Below are 16633 nucleotides of genomic sequence, written 5' to 3'. Positions count from 1 at the left end.
AAGATGGGACACGGACATGAAGTTGGGCGTTTGCTATTATCCTGAACATTGGCCCGAAGCTATGTGGGCCGAAGATGCCAAGCGCATGGCCGAGATTGGTATCCGCCAAGTGCGGATCGGCGAATTCGCATGGAGCCGCATTGAGCCTTCGCCGGGTATCTTCGAATGGGGCTGGCTGGATCGGGCGATTGAGACCTTGCATCAAGCTGGCTTGCACATTGTTTTGGGCACACCGACTGCAACGCCACCCAAATGGCTAATTGACGCCCATCCAGATGTTTTGGCCGTGGACGCGCATGGCAGGCCGCGCCATTTCGGCTCTCGCCGTCATTATTGTTTCTCGAGCCTGACGTATCGCGCCGAATGTGCCCGGATTGTGGAGGTGTTGGCCCGGCGCTATGGCAATCACCCAGCAATTGCCGCGTGGCAGACCGACAATGAATATGGCTGTCACGACACGATTATCTCTTATTCCAACGCCGCCCGAGCAGGCTTTCGGACGTGGCTTGCCGCGAAATATAGCCAAATCGACGCGCTCAATACGGCTTGGGGCAATGTGTTCTGGAGCATGGAATATCGCAGCTTTGACGAGATCGACCCGCCCGTCGAGACCGTCACGGAAGCCAATCCCGCCCATCGCCAAGACTGGGCACGCTTTGCCAGTGATGAAGTGGCAGCCTTTGACCGCGTACAAACCGACATTTTGCGTGCCCACAGCCCGGGTCGTGACGTACTGCACAATTATATGGGCATGTTCACCGCCTTTGATCATTTCAAATTGGGTGAGCAGCTCGATGTCGCCGCTTGGGATTCCTATCCTTTAGGTTTTCTGGAACAGGCTTGGTGGCCCGAGGCAACCAAGGAACGCTTTCTGCGCCAAGGCCATCCAGACTTTACCGCTTTTCACCATGACCTCTATCGCGGGGTTGGTCGCGGTCGCTGGCAGGTGATTGAGCAACAGCCAGGTCCTGTGAATTGGGCACCTTGGAACCCGGCCCCTTTGCCCGGCATGGTGCGCGCTTGGACTTGGGAGGCTTTGGCCCATGGTGCTGAATGCGTCTCTTATTTCCGCTGGCGACAAGCGCCGTTCGCGCAAGAACAAATGCATGCGGGCCTGTTGCGACCCGACAGCGTGGAAGCCGAAGCGGCAGGTGAAGCCCGTCAAGTCGCTGCTGAACTTGCAGCCGTCGCCGGGGCTACAACGACGAAAGCCCCCGTCGCGCTTTTGTTTGATTATGAGGCCATTTGGGCCAGTCAAATCCAGCCGCAAGGCAAGGATTATCGTGGCCTTGAACTTCTGATCCACTTTTATAGCGCCGCGCGCCGCTTGGGCCTATCGGTTGATGTGGTGCATCCAAGTGCCGACTTAAGCGGCTATAAACTGATCCTCTGTCCCTTGCAGATTTTCTGGCCAGAGGGACTGAGCGCGAAGATCAAAGCCAGTGGAGCTGTTTGCGTGCTCGGTCCACGGACGGGGTCGAAGACCGATGATTTCCAAATCCCCGCCAATCTGGCACCGGGTCTGGCGCAAGAGCTGATCCCGCTGGTGGTTGGTCGCGTGGAAAGCCTGCGTCCGGGTCATGTCGAACAAGCTGGCCCCTATAAAGTGACGCGCTGGCTAGAGCATATCCAATCAGACCTTGTGCCCGAAGCCTATACGGCCAGCGGTCATGGCATTTGGTATCATACAGACAAGGTCGATTATCTGGCCTGCTGGCCGGAAGCAGAACTATTGGACGCCGTGCTGAGGCGGCGGTGCGAAGCGCTGGGCCTTGCCACCTTAAGCCTGCCGGACGGATTGCGCTTGCGCCAACGGGGCGCTTTTATGTTTGCGATCAATTATGAAGCCGAGCCCTTAGACTTATGCGACCATATCCTCGGTGCTGACAGTCTGGATTACGTCATCGGTGGGCCAGACTTGCCCCCAGCAGGCGTGGCGGCTTGGCGGATCAATTAAGGGGCGGACCCTCTGCCAGGACATCGCCTGCCAGATAGAGCGAGCCGCAGATGAGCACGCGCGCAGGCCCGCCGGTCTGCGCCAAGGCAAGCTTTAACCCCTCTAGTGGCGTATCTGCAGGCTTGGCGTCAAAGCCCATCGCGCGTGCCAGCTCTGCCAATTCGGCGGGCGCACGCCCGGCATCGGACATGCGGATCGGAACCGTGATGACTTCTGGCTTCAACGCTTGAAAGGCCTCAAAAAAGCCCGTCGGGTCTTTGGTGGCCAATTGGCCGGTGATCAGCACGAAGCGGCGCGGGTCCTTGGCTTGCAGGTTCGCGATATAGGATGCCGCCGCCGCTGCACCATGGGGGTTATGTCCGCCATCAAGCCATAATTCTGCCCCTGCTCCGGTCGCCATGTCTGCAAAAGGCCCTGCCTGCAGGCGCTGCATCCGAGCAGGCCAGCTGACGTTCTGCACGCCCGTGGCGATGGCAGCTTCATCCAAGCCATAAAGCGTCATGGCCACGACGGCTGCACCGGCATTTTCCAGCTGGTGGTGACCGGCAAGGCCCGGCAAAGGCAAGTCCAGCAAGCGGTCTTGAGTTTGCACAATCAGTCGCCCGCGCTCGGCATAGCAATCCCAGTCGCGGCCAAACACCACGAGCGGCGCGCCCAAAGCGTCTGCGCGCCGTTCAATCACAGCCAAAGCTTCATCGGCTTGGCGGGAGACAACGCACGGGATGTGCGGCTTTAAGATACCGGCCTTCTCGCCAGCAATCTTGGCCAAGGTGTCGCCCAGCATCTCCTTATGGTCGAAATCAACCGGGGTGATGATGGTCAGCTTTGGCTTGGTGACGATATTGGTGGCATCTAATCGGCCACCTAGGCCGACTTCCAGCAAAGTCAGATCCGCCATGGTCTCGCTGAAGGCGACAAAGGCTGCGACTGTTTCGGCTTCAAAAACCGTCAGCGGGATTTGATTGCTCAAGGCTTGGATCCGGTGACCAATCTCCAAGAGCGCCTCTTCCTCGATGAAGCGCCCTGCGACCCGCCAGCGCTCGTGGATCGAGACCAGATGCGGCGAGGTATAAGCATGCACTGAAAGGCCCGCTGCCTCGGCCATCGCCCGCAAAAACGCGACCGTCGAGCCTTTGCCATTGGTGCCCGCCACATGAATGACTGGCGGGATCAAATCTTGCGGGCGGCCCAAAGCCTCCAAAGCCGCTGCAACGCGGGCAAGCCCCAGATCAATCTTGCGGGGGAAATTGTAAAACAGGTCAGCGGCATTCATGGGATTAGGATCGGCTCAACAGGCGTATCAGATTGGCTTCGGCCTTCTGTAGCGTTAGGCGCACCATCGGATCAACCTCGGGTATGTGGGCGAGGCTGGCGCGAACTTGGGCCAAATCAAACAGAGCTTCGCGGCCTTCTGCGGACAAGACCCGGCTTTCTATCCAGCCAACAACGGCCAAGCGTTCCCCGCGCGTGACAGGCTCTACTTCATGCAAGCTGGTGGAGGGATAGAGCACGAGGCTGCCTGCAGGCAATTTGATCGATTGGCGACCAGCAGCCTGCTCAACACACAAGGCACCACCATCATAGCTATCGGGCTCGGACAGGAAGAGGGTGAAGGACAGGTCAGAGCGAACGCCATTCATATAGGCATTGTCGACATGCAGGCCGTACGCCATGCCGGGTTGATAGCGCGAGATCAGGATCGGCCCATAGGTCTTCACTTGCGCAGCGGCTTGAAACACATCGTGACGCTCAATCGCGCGCTGAACAAATTCGATCACAGCCTCTGTCGCGGCCCCGCTGGCCTGCTGGTTGTTTTTGACCGTCTTGGCCAGCGCACCGGCCGTGGCTTTGCCATCGATAAAGACGAGCGCCTCTACCTCCGCACGGACGCGCTCAAGGTCTTCAGTTCCCAGTATCTGGTCGATCGTAATTAACATCAGCACCCTACCTGCAAACGACTTGCATTTTCATCTAGCCTCGGCCACACTCACAAAACAGTGATTTTCGCAGCAAGGAAGTAGATATGATTGAGTTCAAGCCCCGCATGTGGACCTTGATGGGTGTCAGCGCAATGGCCTTGGTCGGTGTCGCCGCGTGCCAACCGGGCGGCGAGGGCGGAACCGCCGCAGCAGATGGCGAGAAGGCTGCAGCCTCTAGCAAAGCAGGTGAAGGTGAAGGCGAGGGGGCGAAACCCGCGCCCGCCCCGGCGACCGCTAGCGCAGGCGGGGAAAGTGGCGAAGCCGGTGCCGCGAACGCTTATTCGAATGTTGACGCCGCCTCTTGGCTCGGCCTGCGGGTTACGCATTTGAGTGGCTTCTTACTGATCGCGCAAAAATCCTTTGCTGCGGAACAAGCCGATGAAGCCTCAATCCTCATTTCCCAAGGCTTGTTGGAAGTTTATCAGCCAGATGCGGCAGAACTGGATAGCAAAGTCAAAGACTTAAAGCCCGCCTATGACGCCGTCGTCGCCGCGATTGATGGCAAGAAGAGCAAGGCCGAAATCGAAGCCGCCTTTGCCAAAGCCTTTAAAGTGACCCAAGCCGCGCAAACCAGTGCGGCGGCATCTGACAGCGACGTCATCAAAGGCATGCTGGGCATTGCATCGGGCCTCTATAGCGGTGTGGTTCATCCAGACGGCAATGATCCAACCGAGTATCAGCATTCCTATGGCGCTGTGCTCGCTGCCGATCAGGCCTTCAAGGCCGCGCAAAGCAAGCTTGCCGGCAAGGACGAAAAGCGCACCGCGCAATTGGCCAAGGATATCGCCGCGTTGGTGGCTCTTTTCCCCAGCGTGACGATTCCAGACGCGCCAGCGGCCACAGCTACGGTGACGGCGGCGGCTTCGCGTGCCGAATTGGCTTTGTCGGGCATTCGCTAGCCTCTTTTACTTCGGGTTCGGCCTCCCCATATCGGGATGATGCAGAATTTCGCTTTTACTTATCCGCGTGAACCCAGCCTTGATGATCTCTCTCTTCTGGCAGACGAAGCGTTTGCGCGCCTGCCAGAGCCGTTTCGCGTGGCGTGCGGGCGAGTGGTGTTTCGGGTGGCTGAGGGCGCAGACCCTGCCACCTTGCATGGATTAGGGCTGCGCCATCCCTTGCAATTGGCTGGCCTTTATCGCGGTGCCAGTGTGCGCGCAGATTTAGCCAACTCTGGCTTTCTGCCACCGCCTGAAGTCTGGCTCTACCGGGCAGCCATTGTGAATGAATGGCGCGCACGCGGCGATGTGAGCTTGGAAGATATGGTCAGCCACGTGCTGGTGCATGAGATTGGCCATCATATGGGCTTGTCCGATGCGGATATGGAGCGTTTGGAGGCGGAAGCTTAAACTCGGTAGCCTAAACGCCGGGCTGATCTGGCGGGCTTTCTTCCATGGGGGCACCGACCAAGTGCTTGCTGGTGAGGCCATAGACCGCCAATAGGAACAGCACCAAGGCGCACAGCACAAAGGGCGCTTGATGGCTGACCAGCGCATAAAGGCCGGCCCCGAAAATGGGTGCGACCACAAATCCCGCGCCATTTGCGGCCACGACAAGGCCAGCGACGCTGCCTTGGTCATCCTGACTAACCGCCAAGGAAGCGCCACCCGTAAAGCCCGGACGCGCCAGACCAAAGCCCAGCCCCACCAAAGCTTGCGCGACCGATAAAGTCCCAAAACTATCGCCAAAGGCCGTCAAAGCAGCGCCGGAACCGGTGACGATACAGCCCCATACAATCAATCCACGCGGCGATAGACTGAGGCGCGGAATCAAAACCAGTTGCGCGATGATTTGCGCCATGGCCCCCAGCGCCAAGGCGACAGCGGTCAAGGTCGCTCCTTCGCGCGGTGTCACGCCCAGCCGGTCAATGAAATAGAATGAGACTTGCTGAAACATCACCGCCGTCACCGCGGACAAGGCGACCCCAAACATCAACCAAGGCCGCACCGAAGGGTTGAGAGCCAACCGCCACACCGAGGAGGGTGCTGCAGACCTTTTGGCCGATGGCGTGATATCGATGCTCGGCAGGAAAAAGCGTGCCGAAAGTGCACCAATGATCGCCAAGGTGGTGGTGGCAAATAAGGGGGCAAGTAAGCCCATATTCGCAATCATGCCGGCGGCCAAGGCAGGGCCAGCTGCCGAGCCGAAGGCAAAGGCTGAGGTCACGGCTGCAATCTCTCGCGTGCGAATTTCAGGCGTCGTCGTGTCGGCGACATAGGCTTGGGCCGCCGGATTTGTGGCCGAGCCAAAGGCCCCGAAAATCAGGCGCGCCGCGGCCAAACTTAGAAACAGCGTCAGCCAATGAAAATGATCCATCAAGCCAATTGCCGCAATCAAGGTGAAGGAACCGGTTGACAGCGCATAAGCGCTCAGCCCCATCACAATCATCGGCTTGCGGCCTTTGCTGTCACTCAAGCGCCCCCAAACTGGGCTCGTCAGCACCCAAAGGACAGCAGACAAAGTGAAAATGGCTGAGACTGACCAATCCGGCATGCCAGTTTCTCGGGCGATTGGCGGTAGAACCGCAAACAACATTGAATTGCCAATGCCGACAATCGCCAGGCACGCAAACAAAAGCCGATAAGTTTGTTTGGGAACGTGTGGACTGTGACTGTTTTCGGCCATGGGCGAGAGCTCGTCTGGGTTTGAAATTTATCGGATTAGAGCGGGCCAAGGCCACGATTGGTTATAATTCCATGCGACGTTTTTCGACAAAGGCCAAGTAAATTCGGCATTTGATTGATCTTGGAAAGACTTCAAAAACCTTTTTTGCACCGCCTGTTAAGTCTTGTCCTGTAAGGGTAGCGGCAAGCAGTTTGAGTGTCTGGTGCGGCTTAGCACCTTTCGATTACTCCAGAATGGGTTTCGCACTATGTTTCTCGTCGTCGGTCTTCTGATCGTTTTTGGCATGGTCTTTGGTGGGTTTGCGCTCGCAGGCGGCCACTTTGACGTGATTATCCATGCCGCACCTCTCGAATTTATGATGATTTTCGGTGCCGCTATCGGTGCCTTCGTGATTGGCAACTCGATTGAGACCATCAAGGCCACGGGCGCAGGCATTGGCAAGATTGCCGGTGGTCCTAAATGGAAAGCACAAGACTATCAGGATCTGTTGGTCTTGTTATTCGCGCTAACCAAAACGATGAAGGCCAAAGGCGTTGTGGCCTTGGAAGCTCACATCGAGAAGCCAGAAGATAGCGCCATTTTCAAGCGTTATCCCAAGATTTTGAAAGATCACCACGCAACGGACTTCATTTGCGACACTTTGCGCATGATGACGATGAACTTGGATGATCCCCATCAGGTCGAAGCCGCGATGGAAAAGCAGCTGGAAAAGCACCATCACGAAGCGCATGGCGCGTCACACGCCTTGCAATCCATGGCTGACGGTTTGCCGGCTCTTGGGATTGTGGCCGCCGTGTTGGGGATCGTGAAAACCATGGGCGCGATCACCGAGCCTCCCGCCGTCTTGGGTGGGATGATTGGTAAAGCGCTCGTCGGTACCTTCTTGGGCGTGTTCTTGGCGTACGGCATCGTGGGCCCGATGGCGACGCGCTTGGTCCAAGTCTTGGATGAAGAGCATCAATTCTACAAAATCATCATGGATGTTTTGGTCGCCCACTTGCATGGCAATGCCGCCCAGGTATCGGTAGAAATCGGCCGCGGCAGTGTTCCAAGCTCGCTCGCCCCATCGTTTGCGAAGCTGGAAGAAGCTTTGAACAACATGCCTAACGACGCATAAGTGATCAAAAACATCAGGAAAACTAGATTTACTTGCGATGATTTCGGCCTATGTTGTTGGCAGTTAACATCGGCGTTCTAAGCTTAAGCAGTTGATATTGCTTTTAGTTAACAAGGATTTCCACCCGCAGCAGCTATGCCGTTGCGGGTATGCACACGCCTTTGTTACGGCGAAATCGCATAGCAGGCTTAGCAAAAGTTGCTGATGTAACGCTATTGCTTCATGACGAGACACCTTCTAATGAACCCGTCACTGCGCCCGAGACGAGGCGTTCAGGGCAAAGAAGGAATTATACAATGATCGAGCTCAAGAAGCTTTTCGCAGCAGCAGCAGTTGTTGCAGTTCTCGGCGTTTCCGCATGCGGCAAGCCAGCTGAAACCACCAACACCGTTGACGCAGCTGCAACTGAAGCAGCTAACGTTGTTGACGCAGCAGCTACCGAAGCAACCAACGCAGTTGACGCAGCAGCTACCGAAGCAACCAACGCAGTTGACGCAGCAGCTACCGAAGCAACCAACACCGTTGACGCGGCTGCTGGTGCAGCTGTGAACGCAGTCACCGAAGAAAAGAAGTAAGTCACTTACTTTCGCTTGAGCGAAAGTAGATGCGCGAAAGGCCGCCCACTGGGCGGCCTTTTTGCGTTAGGCTTGCCTGAAGCCATGATGCCGATCGAGTAGGGAGAGTCGAAAAGTCGTGATCATCCCTGCCGCGCGCTTACCGCCTGAAGCCGACATTCGTTTCGATGATACAGGCCTGATCATCGGTGAGGCCTTTAACGACAGTTATTTTTCGCGCGACAATGGCCTCGAAGAAACGCGCAAAGTTTTTTTGGAAGGCTGCGGCCTGCCCGAGGCTTGGTTAGGACGGGCAAGCTTTACGATAGCTGAGCTTGGCTTCGGAACTGGGCTGAACGTTCTCGCGACTTGGGACTTATGGTGCAAGCATCGGCAAGCGGGCCAAACCCTTCACTTCATCACCACCGAAGCCTTCCTGATGGTTGCTATGCATGCCGCGAAGGCACACGCGCACTGGCCGGAACTGGCCGAACTATCCCAGCGCTTACTGGCACGCTGGCCTGTGCGGGCTTTTGGCTCTCAACGCATCTGGTTTGCGGAAGATGGCTTCTGCCTGACGATCTTGATCGGACCTGCACTGCGGTGCCTGCAAGCCATGGATTTTAAGGCCGATGCCTGGTTCCTTGATGGGTTTGCGCCCAGCCGGAATGACGACATGTGGTCGCCGGAGCTTTTGCAAGAAGTAGCGCGGTTATGTGCGCCCGGAGCCCGGCTCGCCACTTACTCTGTTGCGGGCGCGGTCCGCCGTGGTCTTGAAACCTGTGGCTTTGCCGTCAGCCGCATGCCGGGCTTTGGCTCCAAGCGTCAAAGATTGGAAGCGGTTTGGCCGGGTGAGCGGGCAGGCGCTCCTGCCAAGCCAGCCTCTGTGTTGCTGATTGGGGGCGGTATTGCTGGGGCAGCGACCGCTCATGCGTTTGCCCGCAGAGGTATTCGGGTTGCGTTATTGGACGGAGACCCTTGCGGCCAGTCCAAGGCTAGCCACAATCCTGCAGCTCTGGTTATGCCCCGCTTAGACCGCGGCGACACACGCGAAGCGCGCTTCTTCCGCGCGGCTTATCTTTCTGCCACCAGCCTCTATCACAGTCTGGGCGACGAGGTTTTCGCGCCGATACAGGTTCAGGAATTACCCGGCGATGACCGCGACAACTTACGGCTCGGCGACTTGGCTGAAAACCCGCCATTGCCACCTGAGCTATTGAGCCAGATCGAAGGCGGTGGGTTGCTGCATCGGACGGGTGGTTTGGTTTATCCAGACCGGCTTTTGCCCCGTCTCACTCAAAATGCGAGGCGTCACCCTGTGACCGCCGTCGCCCTGCGCTTTCTAGACGGCCAATGGCAGGCCCTAAATGACCTTGGTGACATTGTGGCCCAAGCCGAAATTTGTGTGGTTGCCTCGGGGACGCAACTGACCCGTTTTGTGAAACTGGAGACTGAGTTAGATGGGCGTGCCGGCCAGATCAGTCTGGCCCAAATCGACGGCCCCCTGCCCGAAACGGCCTTAGCCGGCGGACCCTATGCAGCGGCGTTTCATGGCCAACTTCTATTCGGCGCGACGTTTGACCCATGGGATCTCGCGCGATCTGACAAGCCAGAGGTCACGGTCTCGGGCCATTCCCAGAACGTCGAAACCTTGTCCGAGATTGCGCCAGAGCTTGCGGCCCGCATTGAGCTCAAAACCGCTTTTGGCCGCGCCAGCGTGCGGGTGGCGGCCAAGGATCGTTTGCCGATTGCCGGGGCGACCCTATCGAAGGCTGGCGAGGATGGTGCTGGCCTGTTTGTTCTGGGTGCGCTTGGCTCACGTGGATTTACCACCGCCCATTGGCTTGCCGAGCATGTCGCGTCTCTTGCTTGTGATGAGCCTAGTCCTCTGGAGCGCGAGGTGGCGGCGGCTGTGTCGCCACAACGCTTTGAGCTGCGCCGCCATAAGGGCCTGACGCAACAACCCCGCCCGGCGGATAAGCCGACAGCGTAATCCGTACTGCCTCGTCGGCAATCTGCTCACGCGCACCTGAATTTTTGGAGGCGGGACTAACCAAAAGCCCGTACCAAATCGTCTGATGTTCGATGTAAGCACTGAGCAGGCGAAAAGCTTCCTTGATCTGTTGCCGATCCAGCAGCCCCACCTCAGCACAGGCCTGAAGGGGCGGCATGCATAATTGTTCAAGCGCGGACCTGATCTGTCGACACATAGAGCGCCGAAACGTCAAAGGAATATTGTTGTGCTCGATCGGCGCACGGATCAGGTCCCGAAAAAGAGCCGATTCACAAAGCGCGTGATAGCGATCTGAAGCTTGCAACAATTGATTGATCGGGTCTCCCGCTTCAATCGGAGGCTTCGCCAGAATCTTGAGTTTCTCTATGCCCCGAGCCAAAACAGCCCGGAATAGGGCATCCTTGGACTCAAAAGCCTTATAAATGGAGGCCGTGGAGATTTCGCTGCGGGCGGCAATCTCACTGACCTTGGCATTCCAGAACCCCAATTCAAAAAAAAGGTCGCCAGCCACATCAAGGATTTGTTGTACCTGTTGGGATTGCATAAATTTTTCCACATGAGGACTATGCGCAATCTCGCACAACCCTTGGTAACTATCAAGGCACCAATCTGTCAATATATAGTTATTTAAAGTTGATATTAGTGAATTGTAATTGGTTGGAAAGAAGTTTCTGCGATTTAGACCTATGACAAATTTGGCATTTCCCCAGAACGAAAAGGACTCCGGCGACGCGGTTGAGGATGTGCTTTTTCTTGATCGCCGCCAAGAAGGCCGCGCCCAAGCCTTTTTGGGGGTCCATTTTTCTGGCTTCAGCCCGCAAGATCTTCTCAGGCGCGTCGACGAAGTTGGGCGTGCCAAGCGTGCCTTCGTCTATCTCTGTACGCCCAATGTGGATCATCTGGTGCGCTTGGACAGAGAGCCGGACTTGCACGCGCTTTATGCGCACGCTTGGGCGTCTGTGAATGATAGCCGCATTCTGGAAACCTTAGCGAATCTCTCTGGTCTATCTTTACCCGCGTGCCCGGGGTCCGACCTAACGCAGGCCCTTTTTGAGACCTGTATCGATCCTGCTGAGACCGTCGTTGTGATCGGGGGCACTCAGGATATGATTGAAAGCGTTCGTGCCCGATATGGCTTAACCGATCTGCGCTGGCATGCGCCCCCTTTCGGCTTGCGCACCAATCCAGAAGCGATGGCGGAGGCAGCAGCCTTCGTGGTAGCTAATCCGGCGCGCTTCACCTTCCTTTGTGTCGGCGCGCCCCAACAAGAAATGCTGGCCTACACCATTGCGAAACAAGGCCAAGCGGTGGGTATTGGCCTCTGCGTCGGGGCCTCCATCGACTTTTTGTCGGGCAATCGCAAGCGCGCGCCGCAATGGATGCAGCAAGCGCGCCTCGAATGGTTGTTCCGCCTGTTGGATGAACCTCAGAAGCTGTGGCGGCGCTATTTGGTTGAGGGACCTAAGATCTTTCGCATTTGGCTGGCTTGGCGCAAGCGCCGCTAAAACTTACAGAAAGCCGTGCTCGCCCATCCAGTCTTGGATCGTTGAAACCGCTTCAGCGACCTTGGCAGGTTGACCCAGATAATAATGCGTCGCGCCATCTATGGCATGAAAGCGCGGGGTGACTTGGGTAAAACCCGCCTTTATCCGCGCCGCATGCGACGGCGTACACGCGTCGTCAGCCAAATTTTCCACCACCAAAGCTGGCACGGTGACATGGGCGGCACAAGCTGGCCCGTCGGCCCGGCTCTCCTCGGACCATTGCGACAGCCAAGACCTCAGACTTGAATAGCGCGCCAGATGGGCGGGGCTCATATTCACCGTCTTTGGATCGCCCATATAGCACCAGTTTGGTCGCCTTTGGTTTGGGTCAATCGCGGGGTCTAGCCAGCGGAGGTCCGCCATGGTGCCGTGCACCACAAAGCAATGCTCGCGATTGACCTCGCCCTGCTTCTGAAAGTCCTCCAGCCTCTGGCGCACATCGGCCGTGATGCGGGCGATGCGGTCGCGTTGGGCCTTTCGAAACATCAGCTGGAAAGCTTCTGAATAGGGTGGCTGATGAGGCGCGTCTGGCGCATAAATATCCAGGCTAGGATCGCGCTTATCCGGATTGAGCTCGTCCAAAATGGCCGGGTCAATCCACTCCGACAAGGTGATCGCGCGGCTGACATGGGCGGCCAATTGCATCACCCCGTCTGCCGGGATCAGGCCTGCACCCAGAATATCGACCGGATCACCCGCAGGCGTGACCTCTATCGTCGGGTTCTCCGCTTGAGCCTGATAAAAGAGCGACAGCGACCCACCCCCTGACCAACCCGCCAGCACCACTTTCTCAAAGCCCAAGACGGTCTTGGCGTGGCGGACATAGCGGCCCAAATCAATCAGCACTTTCTCCATGATCAAGGCGGTATCATTATGGGGATAGCGCGACCCGCATGTCATGACCGGAATGCCCGCATGGGCCAAAGCAATCGGCATGGGCAGATAATTCATCGTGCCCGACGGGTGCATGAACAGCACAATGGTCTTACACGGCGGGCCATCCTTGGGCTTTAAGAACTGCCCTTCACACAAAACCCAGTCCTGATTGCCGCCATAGGTTTCTTTGAAGCCTGACTGGTCTTGAAACATTAAGGTGACCGGCAAACGGTCGATAGGGTAACGGGTCACGATCTCGCCTTTCTTGCAACCAAGGTACGACATAGTCTAACGCCTCGCGGGAAAGACCTCGCAGGCTTTGAGGCTTGCAGGGAGAAGCGCGCACAGGCAAGAACAATCTCATGCAACGCTTTCCTTTTTTCTTCGCGCTAATGGTCGTTCTGGCAGCGGCACTGGTTGGCATCGCGGCCGCGCCCTTGGCGATGCCACAGGGCCAAGCCGTCGATGGGCGGCAGACGAATTTGGGCTGGGTGGTCGAAGGCGCAGAATTGGCGCAAGTTCGACCTGCCCCCGGCTTCCCAATCATGGCTCCACCCGGCCCAAGGGGCGACCTTGAAGGCGTGCGCATGACGGCGACCAGCGCTTTGGCCCCAGACGCCCGCTTTTCCAAAGGCGTCCGCCTCAGCTTTGGTGACGCCTTGGCCACGCATGTCGCAGGCGGTGCCACGACTGTGCGCATGATCGTCAAGTCCACTGCACGTCTGCCCGCCAAATCCATGGCAATTGGCTTTGTCACCGAAGGCCCCGTTAGCTGGAGCGAGCAGGCCATTGGCCCTGCCTTCACCAGCGTGACTTTCACCCTACCCCCTACCAAGGCCAAGCCCCGCGCGCTGGCAATCTGGCCCAGTGTGCAAGGCGGCGAAGGCGGCATCGAAGTCAAGGCCATCATTTTCGCCAAGCCCGACGCGGCCCCCGCACTTCCGAACTAGACCCATCCAGCACGAAAGCTTCCACCACATGAGCCAATCGCCCGCCATTGCTGCTGCCCACCGCGTTCTGGACGTGGAGATGGAGGGTCTGCGCCGCCTGCAAGTCTCCATCGGGACGGAGTTTGCCGCCATCGTTGAGAAGGTCGGCACGATGAAGGGCCGCCTAATCTGTGCGGGCGTCGGCAAGTCTGGCCATGTGGCGCGCAAGATCACCGCGACCTTGGCCTCCACCGGCACGCCCAGCCAATTCATCCACCCGACCGAGGCCAGCCATGGCGATATGGGCATGATTGGCACGGACGATATCTTGCTGATCCTCTCCAAGTCTGGCGAAGTGCCCGAATTGTCGGACATGATCGCCTATGGCAAACGCTTCAAAATCCCCATCATCGCCATGACCGCCAATGCCGACTCGGTGCTGGGCAAGGCCGGCGACTATCTGATGCTCTTGCCAGAGGCACCCGAGGCCTGTGGCGAGACGCGCGCGCCGACCACCTCGACCACCATGCAGATCGCTTATGGCGACGCTTTGGCGGTTGCCCTGCTTGAGCGGCGCGGCTTCACCGCCAGCGACTTCCGCGTCTATCACCCTGGCGGGAAATTAGGCGCGATGCTGAAGTCGGTTGCCGACCTCATGCATAAGGCTGACGAACTGCCCTTGGTGCGCGAGACCACGCCGATGATGGAAGCCCTCCTGATCATGACCGCCAAGCGCTTTGGCTGCACGGGTGTCATCGACGCCCAAGACCGCTTGATCGGCATCGTCACCGATGGCGACGTGCGCCGCAAAGCCGGGGCCGACTTCGCCCACTTGAAAGTCGGCGACGTCATGACCGCCAGCCCCATGGTCGTCAGCCCACATGCCCTCGCCGCCGAAGCCCTCGCCGAACTCAACCAATCCGGCCGCTCGGTCGTGTTTGCGGTTGATGATCAAGAGAAGCCCGTTGGAATCTTGCATTTGCATGATTTGTTGCGGGCGGGGGTGATGTAGGGGGGGAAATAAGTGAACTTCGAAGCTGTGCATATGCGGGAAACGTCCTTATTGACCCGGCTTTGAATCCGCGTAAACTTCTGAGCTTGGAGAGAGTATAGAGGTGGAAGCAGCGCTCCGAGGCCTTTTAGCTTTGATTTTGGCGACAAGCTCTGCAACCTTGGCATTTGCACGGGGTGCCGATTCAGATGAGCCACCAAAGCCCACCGAGGCAGTGCTCGTGCTAGCGATGGATGTCCCTATTTCTAGTGGCGGGTTCCGGCTACGCCGAGTTGACTTAAGCGTTCCGGCGTTTGCTAAAGATGGCGTGTCGTTCGAATATGATGGACTGTTTGCTTCGGGAAGCCGAAAGGCACTCCGCGCAAGTGATCGATCTCCCGTCTATTTCCTAGTGCGAACTATTCCAACCGGAACGTACGTGGCGACCTATCAGCATTTCAACGATACAAATGTAGTTTCCCACATAAAGACATGGCGCTGCACGTCCGAACAGGCAGCGGTCATCGAAGTAATTGCCGGAAAAGTAAATGTGGTGCGGTCAAACGATATCTTTCCCCCGGACATACTGGGGCGGCTCAATTCCAACATTTCAAATGCGATTGTATTGAGCAGTCTTGAAGCTGTCGCGGTGGAACATCCAAATCTGGCGGGAGTGCCAGCGCTGCTTTTTCCAACTGCGACTGTAAATTGGCGTACCAAATCGCGCCACTCAAGCCTCGAAGGCTGCGAGAATGGCGAGCAACTTCGAATCTTACGTAAAGTCCCACCTCCGAAGTAGTTTGGAGCTCTTGCAATCCCAATTACTAAACGCCGCGGGAAAGACTAACCACCCAGAGCATCGCTACAAGTTCGCAGTTTTGAAGGCGCAAGCCAGTTCAGTGAGAGCCGTCTCCACTCACTGCCTAGGCAAATTGATAGGTGCAGGTGTCTCGTCAAACACTTTGATTCTTCGGTAGGTCAGAATATTGTCTTTCAGATCAACCACTTCAAACTCGGCCCCTTTAACCGATAACCTTGCGGGCAGGTTGGTAGGAATCGGAACTGACGGGAAGTCCAACGGATTTTCGAAGACGCCCTCGACATAAGTTAATTGGAGTGCGGGCACGCCGTCTTGGCTAATAAATTTCACCGCCAACTCTATGGAAGGTGGGGTTTCAAAGCTAACCATGCTGTAACTGACTGTAGGCTCAATTTTAGCGGTAAATTGAATGGGATTCCCGCTAAAATCACTGATGCCTACCCAGGCAATGCTTTCCATCCGACCGTCAGAGTTAGCATCTTGAAGGCAACTGCGACCACGCCCAACCGCGCCTATAGAATTCTTACCGCTGTACGTAAGCTCGTAGGTACAGAAGATACGACCGCGAGCGGGCCCCGCGGCAAAGAGAAGGTTGTCGCTAGATACAGCCCACGTTTTTGAGCCACGGACAACCTGGATCGACCTATCTAGACGAATAAATGGCCCGTGCTGAACTCGTTGGCGCAGCAATATTGGATTGTCTGAAGTTGTCTTGATTATGCTATCAACAACATAAGGTTCAGGGCTGATTAATGGATAGATCCAGCGATCGCCAGTCCACGCACCGCAGATTACAGTCGCCGCCAACAGAGAGCTGATTGATATCCACTTCACTACAAAACTCCACTTTGATGTGCCGGTTGCGAATGTGTCAGCGACATCAGACAACCAAAATCTAGTTCGAGGACTCTTCACCTCTAAAAAGAGATACATTCCAGTCTTGGAAAGCTCAAAGGTCAAGCGAAAGCTGATGTGGCCATCGTCGGAGTTCAGCACTTCGTTTTGGAACGGTTCAAGGGTTCGCTCTGCTTCCCTTGAAGCCGCCCGACAATTCTTTTTGCGCAAGCTGGGGAGTCAAGGGGTGTAATCGGCTCCGCCGACGCGCCATCGGCGCGCCCCTTGACACCCCAGCTTGCGCGCGCACACTCGAATACGGCCTTTGCGTAGGCACAGCCTGCGGCAAAGGCGTGTGTGGACGCCCTGGTTTTTGCAAGTGCTTTTTCAGTT

16 protein-coding genes are annotated in these 16633 nt (G+C 57.0%); 10 read left to right on the top strand and 6 right to left on the bottom strand.

Annotation, left to right across the window (positions count from 1 at the left end; all coding sequences use genetic code 11):
• Positions 1–16: 16 nt before the first annotated feature.
• Complete coding sequence (locus ACOVRA_RS03985) at positions 17–1957, top strand: beta-galactosidase (protein ID WP_421719165.1); 1941 nt, start codon at positions 17–19, stop codon at positions 1955–1957.
• On the opposite strand, the gene ACOVRA_RS03980 is transcribed toward ACOVRA_RS03985, so the two are convergent.
• Positions 1950–3230: a bifunctional folylpolyglutamate synthase/dihydrofolate synthase gene (locus ACOVRA_RS03980; protein WP_421719164.1), complete on the bottom strand. Its 1281-nt coding sequence runs from the start codon at positions 3228–3230 to the stop codon at positions 1950–1952. The genes ACOVRA_RS03985 and ACOVRA_RS03980 overlap by 8 nt on opposite strands.
• A 4-nt stretch (positions 3231–3234) precedes the next feature.
• The gene (locus tag ACOVRA_RS03975) at positions 3235–3894 is read right to left on the bottom strand and encodes a Fe2+-dependent dioxygenase (protein WP_421719163.1); all 660 of its coding nucleotides are present in this window, start codon (positions 3892–3894) and stop codon (positions 3235–3237) included.
• A gap of 86 nt (positions 3895–3980) precedes the next feature.
• Between ACOVRA_RS03975 and ACOVRA_RS03970 the strand changes: the two genes are divergently transcribed.
• Positions 3981–4835 (top strand): hypothetical protein, encoded by an 855-nt coding sequence (locus tag ACOVRA_RS03970; protein ID WP_421719162.1) that lies wholly within the window; start codon positions 3981–3983, stop codon positions 4833–4835.
• 36 nt (positions 4836–4871) lie between these two features.
• Positions 4872–5285, top strand: coding sequence for a metallopeptidase family protein (locus ACOVRA_RS03965; protein WP_290807129.1), 414 nt, complete (start codon positions 4872–4874; stop codon positions 5283–5285).
• A 10-nt stretch (positions 5286–5295) separates the two neighbouring features.
• Here ACOVRA_RS03965 and ACOVRA_RS03960 read toward each other — a convergent pair whose 3' ends face one another.
• Positions 5296–6561, bottom strand: a complete 1266-nt coding sequence (locus ACOVRA_RS03960) for an MFS transporter (RefSeq protein WP_421719161.1) — start codon at positions 6559–6561, stop codon at positions 5296–5298.
• A 247-nt stretch (positions 6562–6808) separates the two neighbouring features.
• Here ACOVRA_RS03960 and motA point away from each other — a divergent pair, with 247 nt between their 5' ends.
• The 3 genes from motA (at position 6809) to mnmD (ending at position 10225) form a co-directional block, all read left to right on the top strand.
• A complete protein-coding gene (gene motA / locus ACOVRA_RS03955; protein ID WP_421719160.1) occupies positions 6809–7678 on the top strand; it encodes a flagellar motor stator protein MotA in 870 nt (289 codons plus the stop codon).
• A 296-nt stretch (positions 7679–7974) separates the two neighbouring features.
• Positions 7975–8253 carry a hypothetical protein gene (locus tag ACOVRA_RS03950; RefSeq protein WP_290807137.1) on the top strand — a complete coding sequence of 93 codons (279 nt, stop codon included), beginning with the start codon at positions 7975–7977 and terminating at the stop codon, positions 8251–8253.
• Between the two features lie 118 nt (positions 8254–8371).
• Positions 8372–10225, top strand: a complete 1854-nt coding sequence (gene mnmD, locus ACOVRA_RS03945; RefSeq protein WP_421719159.1) for a tRNA (5-methylaminomethyl-2-thiouridine)(34)-methyltransferase MnmD — start codon at positions 8372–8374, stop codon at positions 10223–10225.
• Here the strand turns inward: mnmD and ACOVRA_RS03940 are convergent.
• Positions 10113–10790, bottom strand: coding sequence for a TetR/AcrR family transcriptional regulator (locus ACOVRA_RS03940; protein WP_421719158.1), 678 nt, complete (start codon positions 10788–10790; stop codon positions 10113–10115). The two genes, mnmD and ACOVRA_RS03940, sit on opposite strands and share 113 nt — an antisense overlap.
• Before the next feature lie 142 nt (positions 10791–10932).
• Here ACOVRA_RS03940 and ACOVRA_RS03935 point away from each other — a divergent pair, with 142 nt between their 5' ends.
• On the top strand, positions 10933–11751 hold the full coding sequence (locus ACOVRA_RS03935) for a WecB/TagA/CpsF family glycosyltransferase (RefSeq protein ID WP_421719157.1): 819 nt from the start codon (positions 10933–10935) through the stop codon (positions 11749–11751).
• Positions 11752–11754: 3 nt separating this feature from the next.
• Here ACOVRA_RS03935 and ACOVRA_RS03930 read toward each other — a convergent pair whose 3' ends face one another.
• Positions 11755–12918: an alpha/beta hydrolase gene (locus tag ACOVRA_RS03930; protein WP_421719156.1), complete on the bottom strand. Its 1164-nt coding sequence runs from the start codon at positions 12916–12918 to the stop codon at positions 11755–11757.
• Positions 12919–13028: 110 nt separating this feature from the next.
• On the opposite strand from ACOVRA_RS03930, the gene ACOVRA_RS03925 reads away from it, so the two are divergent.
• The 3 genes from ACOVRA_RS03925 (at position 13029) to ACOVRA_RS03915 (ending at position 15385) form a co-directional block, all read left to right on the top strand.
• Positions 13029–13616 carry a hypothetical protein gene (locus ACOVRA_RS03925; RefSeq protein ID WP_421719155.1) on the top strand — a complete coding sequence of 196 codons (588 nt, stop codon included), beginning with the start codon at positions 13029–13031 and terminating at the stop codon, positions 13614–13616.
• Positions 13617–13644: 28 nt separating this feature from the next.
• Positions 13645–14607: a KpsF/GutQ family sugar-phosphate isomerase gene (locus ACOVRA_RS03920; protein ID WP_421719154.1), complete on the top strand. Its 963-nt coding sequence runs from the start codon at positions 13645–13647 to the stop codon at positions 14605–14607.
• A 103-nt stretch (positions 14608–14710) separates the two neighbouring features.
• Positions 14711–15385, top strand: a complete 675-nt coding sequence (locus ACOVRA_RS03915) for a hypothetical protein (RefSeq protein ID WP_421719153.1) — start codon at positions 14711–14713, stop codon at positions 15383–15385.
• Between the two features lie 117 nt (positions 15386–15502).
• On the opposite strand, the gene ACOVRA_RS03910 is transcribed toward ACOVRA_RS03915, so the two are convergent.
• Positions 15503–16471, bottom strand: coding sequence for a hypothetical protein (locus ACOVRA_RS03910; RefSeq protein ID WP_421719152.1), 969 nt, complete (start codon positions 16469–16471; stop codon positions 15503–15505).
• Positions 16472–16633 lie beyond the last annotated feature (162 nt).

The sequence above is a fragment of the Aquidulcibacter sp. genome, assembly GCF_049239865.1.
GTDB lineage: Bacteria > Pseudomonadota > Alphaproteobacteria > Caulobacterales > Aquidulcibacteraceae > Aquidulcibacter.
This window is presented reverse-complemented; position numbering and strand designations above follow the sequence as displayed.

Bases quoted from the DNA above. Each gene is read 5' to 3' on its own strand.
- ACOVRA_RS03985 (WP_421719165.1), top strand. From the start codon at position 17: ATGAAGTTGGGCGTTTGCTATTATCCTGAACATTGGCCCGAAGCTATG.
- ACOVRA_RS03980 (WP_421719164.1), bottom strand. From the start codon at position 3,230: ATGAATGCCGCTGACCTGTTTTACAATTTCCCCCGCAAGATTGATCTG.
- ACOVRA_RS03975 (WP_421719163.1), bottom strand. From the start codon at position 3,894: ATGTTAATTACGATCGACCAGATACTGGGAACTGAAGACCTTGAGCGC.
- ACOVRA_RS03970 (WP_421719162.1), top strand. From the start codon at position 3,981: ATGATTGAGTTCAAGCCCCGCATGTGGACCTTGATGGGTGTCAGCGCA.
- ACOVRA_RS03965 (WP_290807129.1), top strand. From the start codon at position 4,872: ATGATGCAGAATTTCGCTTTTACTTATCCGCGTGAACCCAGCCTTGAT.
- ACOVRA_RS03960 (WP_421719161.1), bottom strand. From the start codon at position 6,561: ATGGCCGAAAACAGTCACAGTCCACACGTTCCCAAACAAACTTATCGG.
- motA (WP_421719160.1), top strand. From the start codon at position 6,809: ATGTTTCTCGTCGTCGGTCTTCTGATCGTTTTTGGCATGGTCTTTGGT.
- ACOVRA_RS03950 (WP_290807137.1), top strand. From the start codon at position 7,975: ATGATCGAGCTCAAGAAGCTTTTCGCAGCAGCAGCAGTTGTTGCAGTT.
- ACOVRA_RS03940 (WP_421719158.1), bottom strand. From the start codon at position 10,790: ATGCAATCCCAACAGGTACAACAAATCCTTGATGTGGCTGGCGACCTT.
- ACOVRA_RS03935 (WP_421719157.1), top strand. From the start codon at position 10,933: ATGACAAATTTGGCATTTCCCCAGAACGAAAAGGACTCCGGCGACGCG.
- ACOVRA_RS03925 (WP_421719155.1), top strand. From the start codon at position 13,029: ATGCAACGCTTTCCTTTTTTCTTCGCGCTAATGGTCGTTCTGGCAGCG.
- ACOVRA_RS03920 (WP_421719154.1), top strand. From the start codon at position 13,645: ATGAGCCAATCGCCCGCCATTGCTGCTGCCCACCGCGTTCTGGACGTG.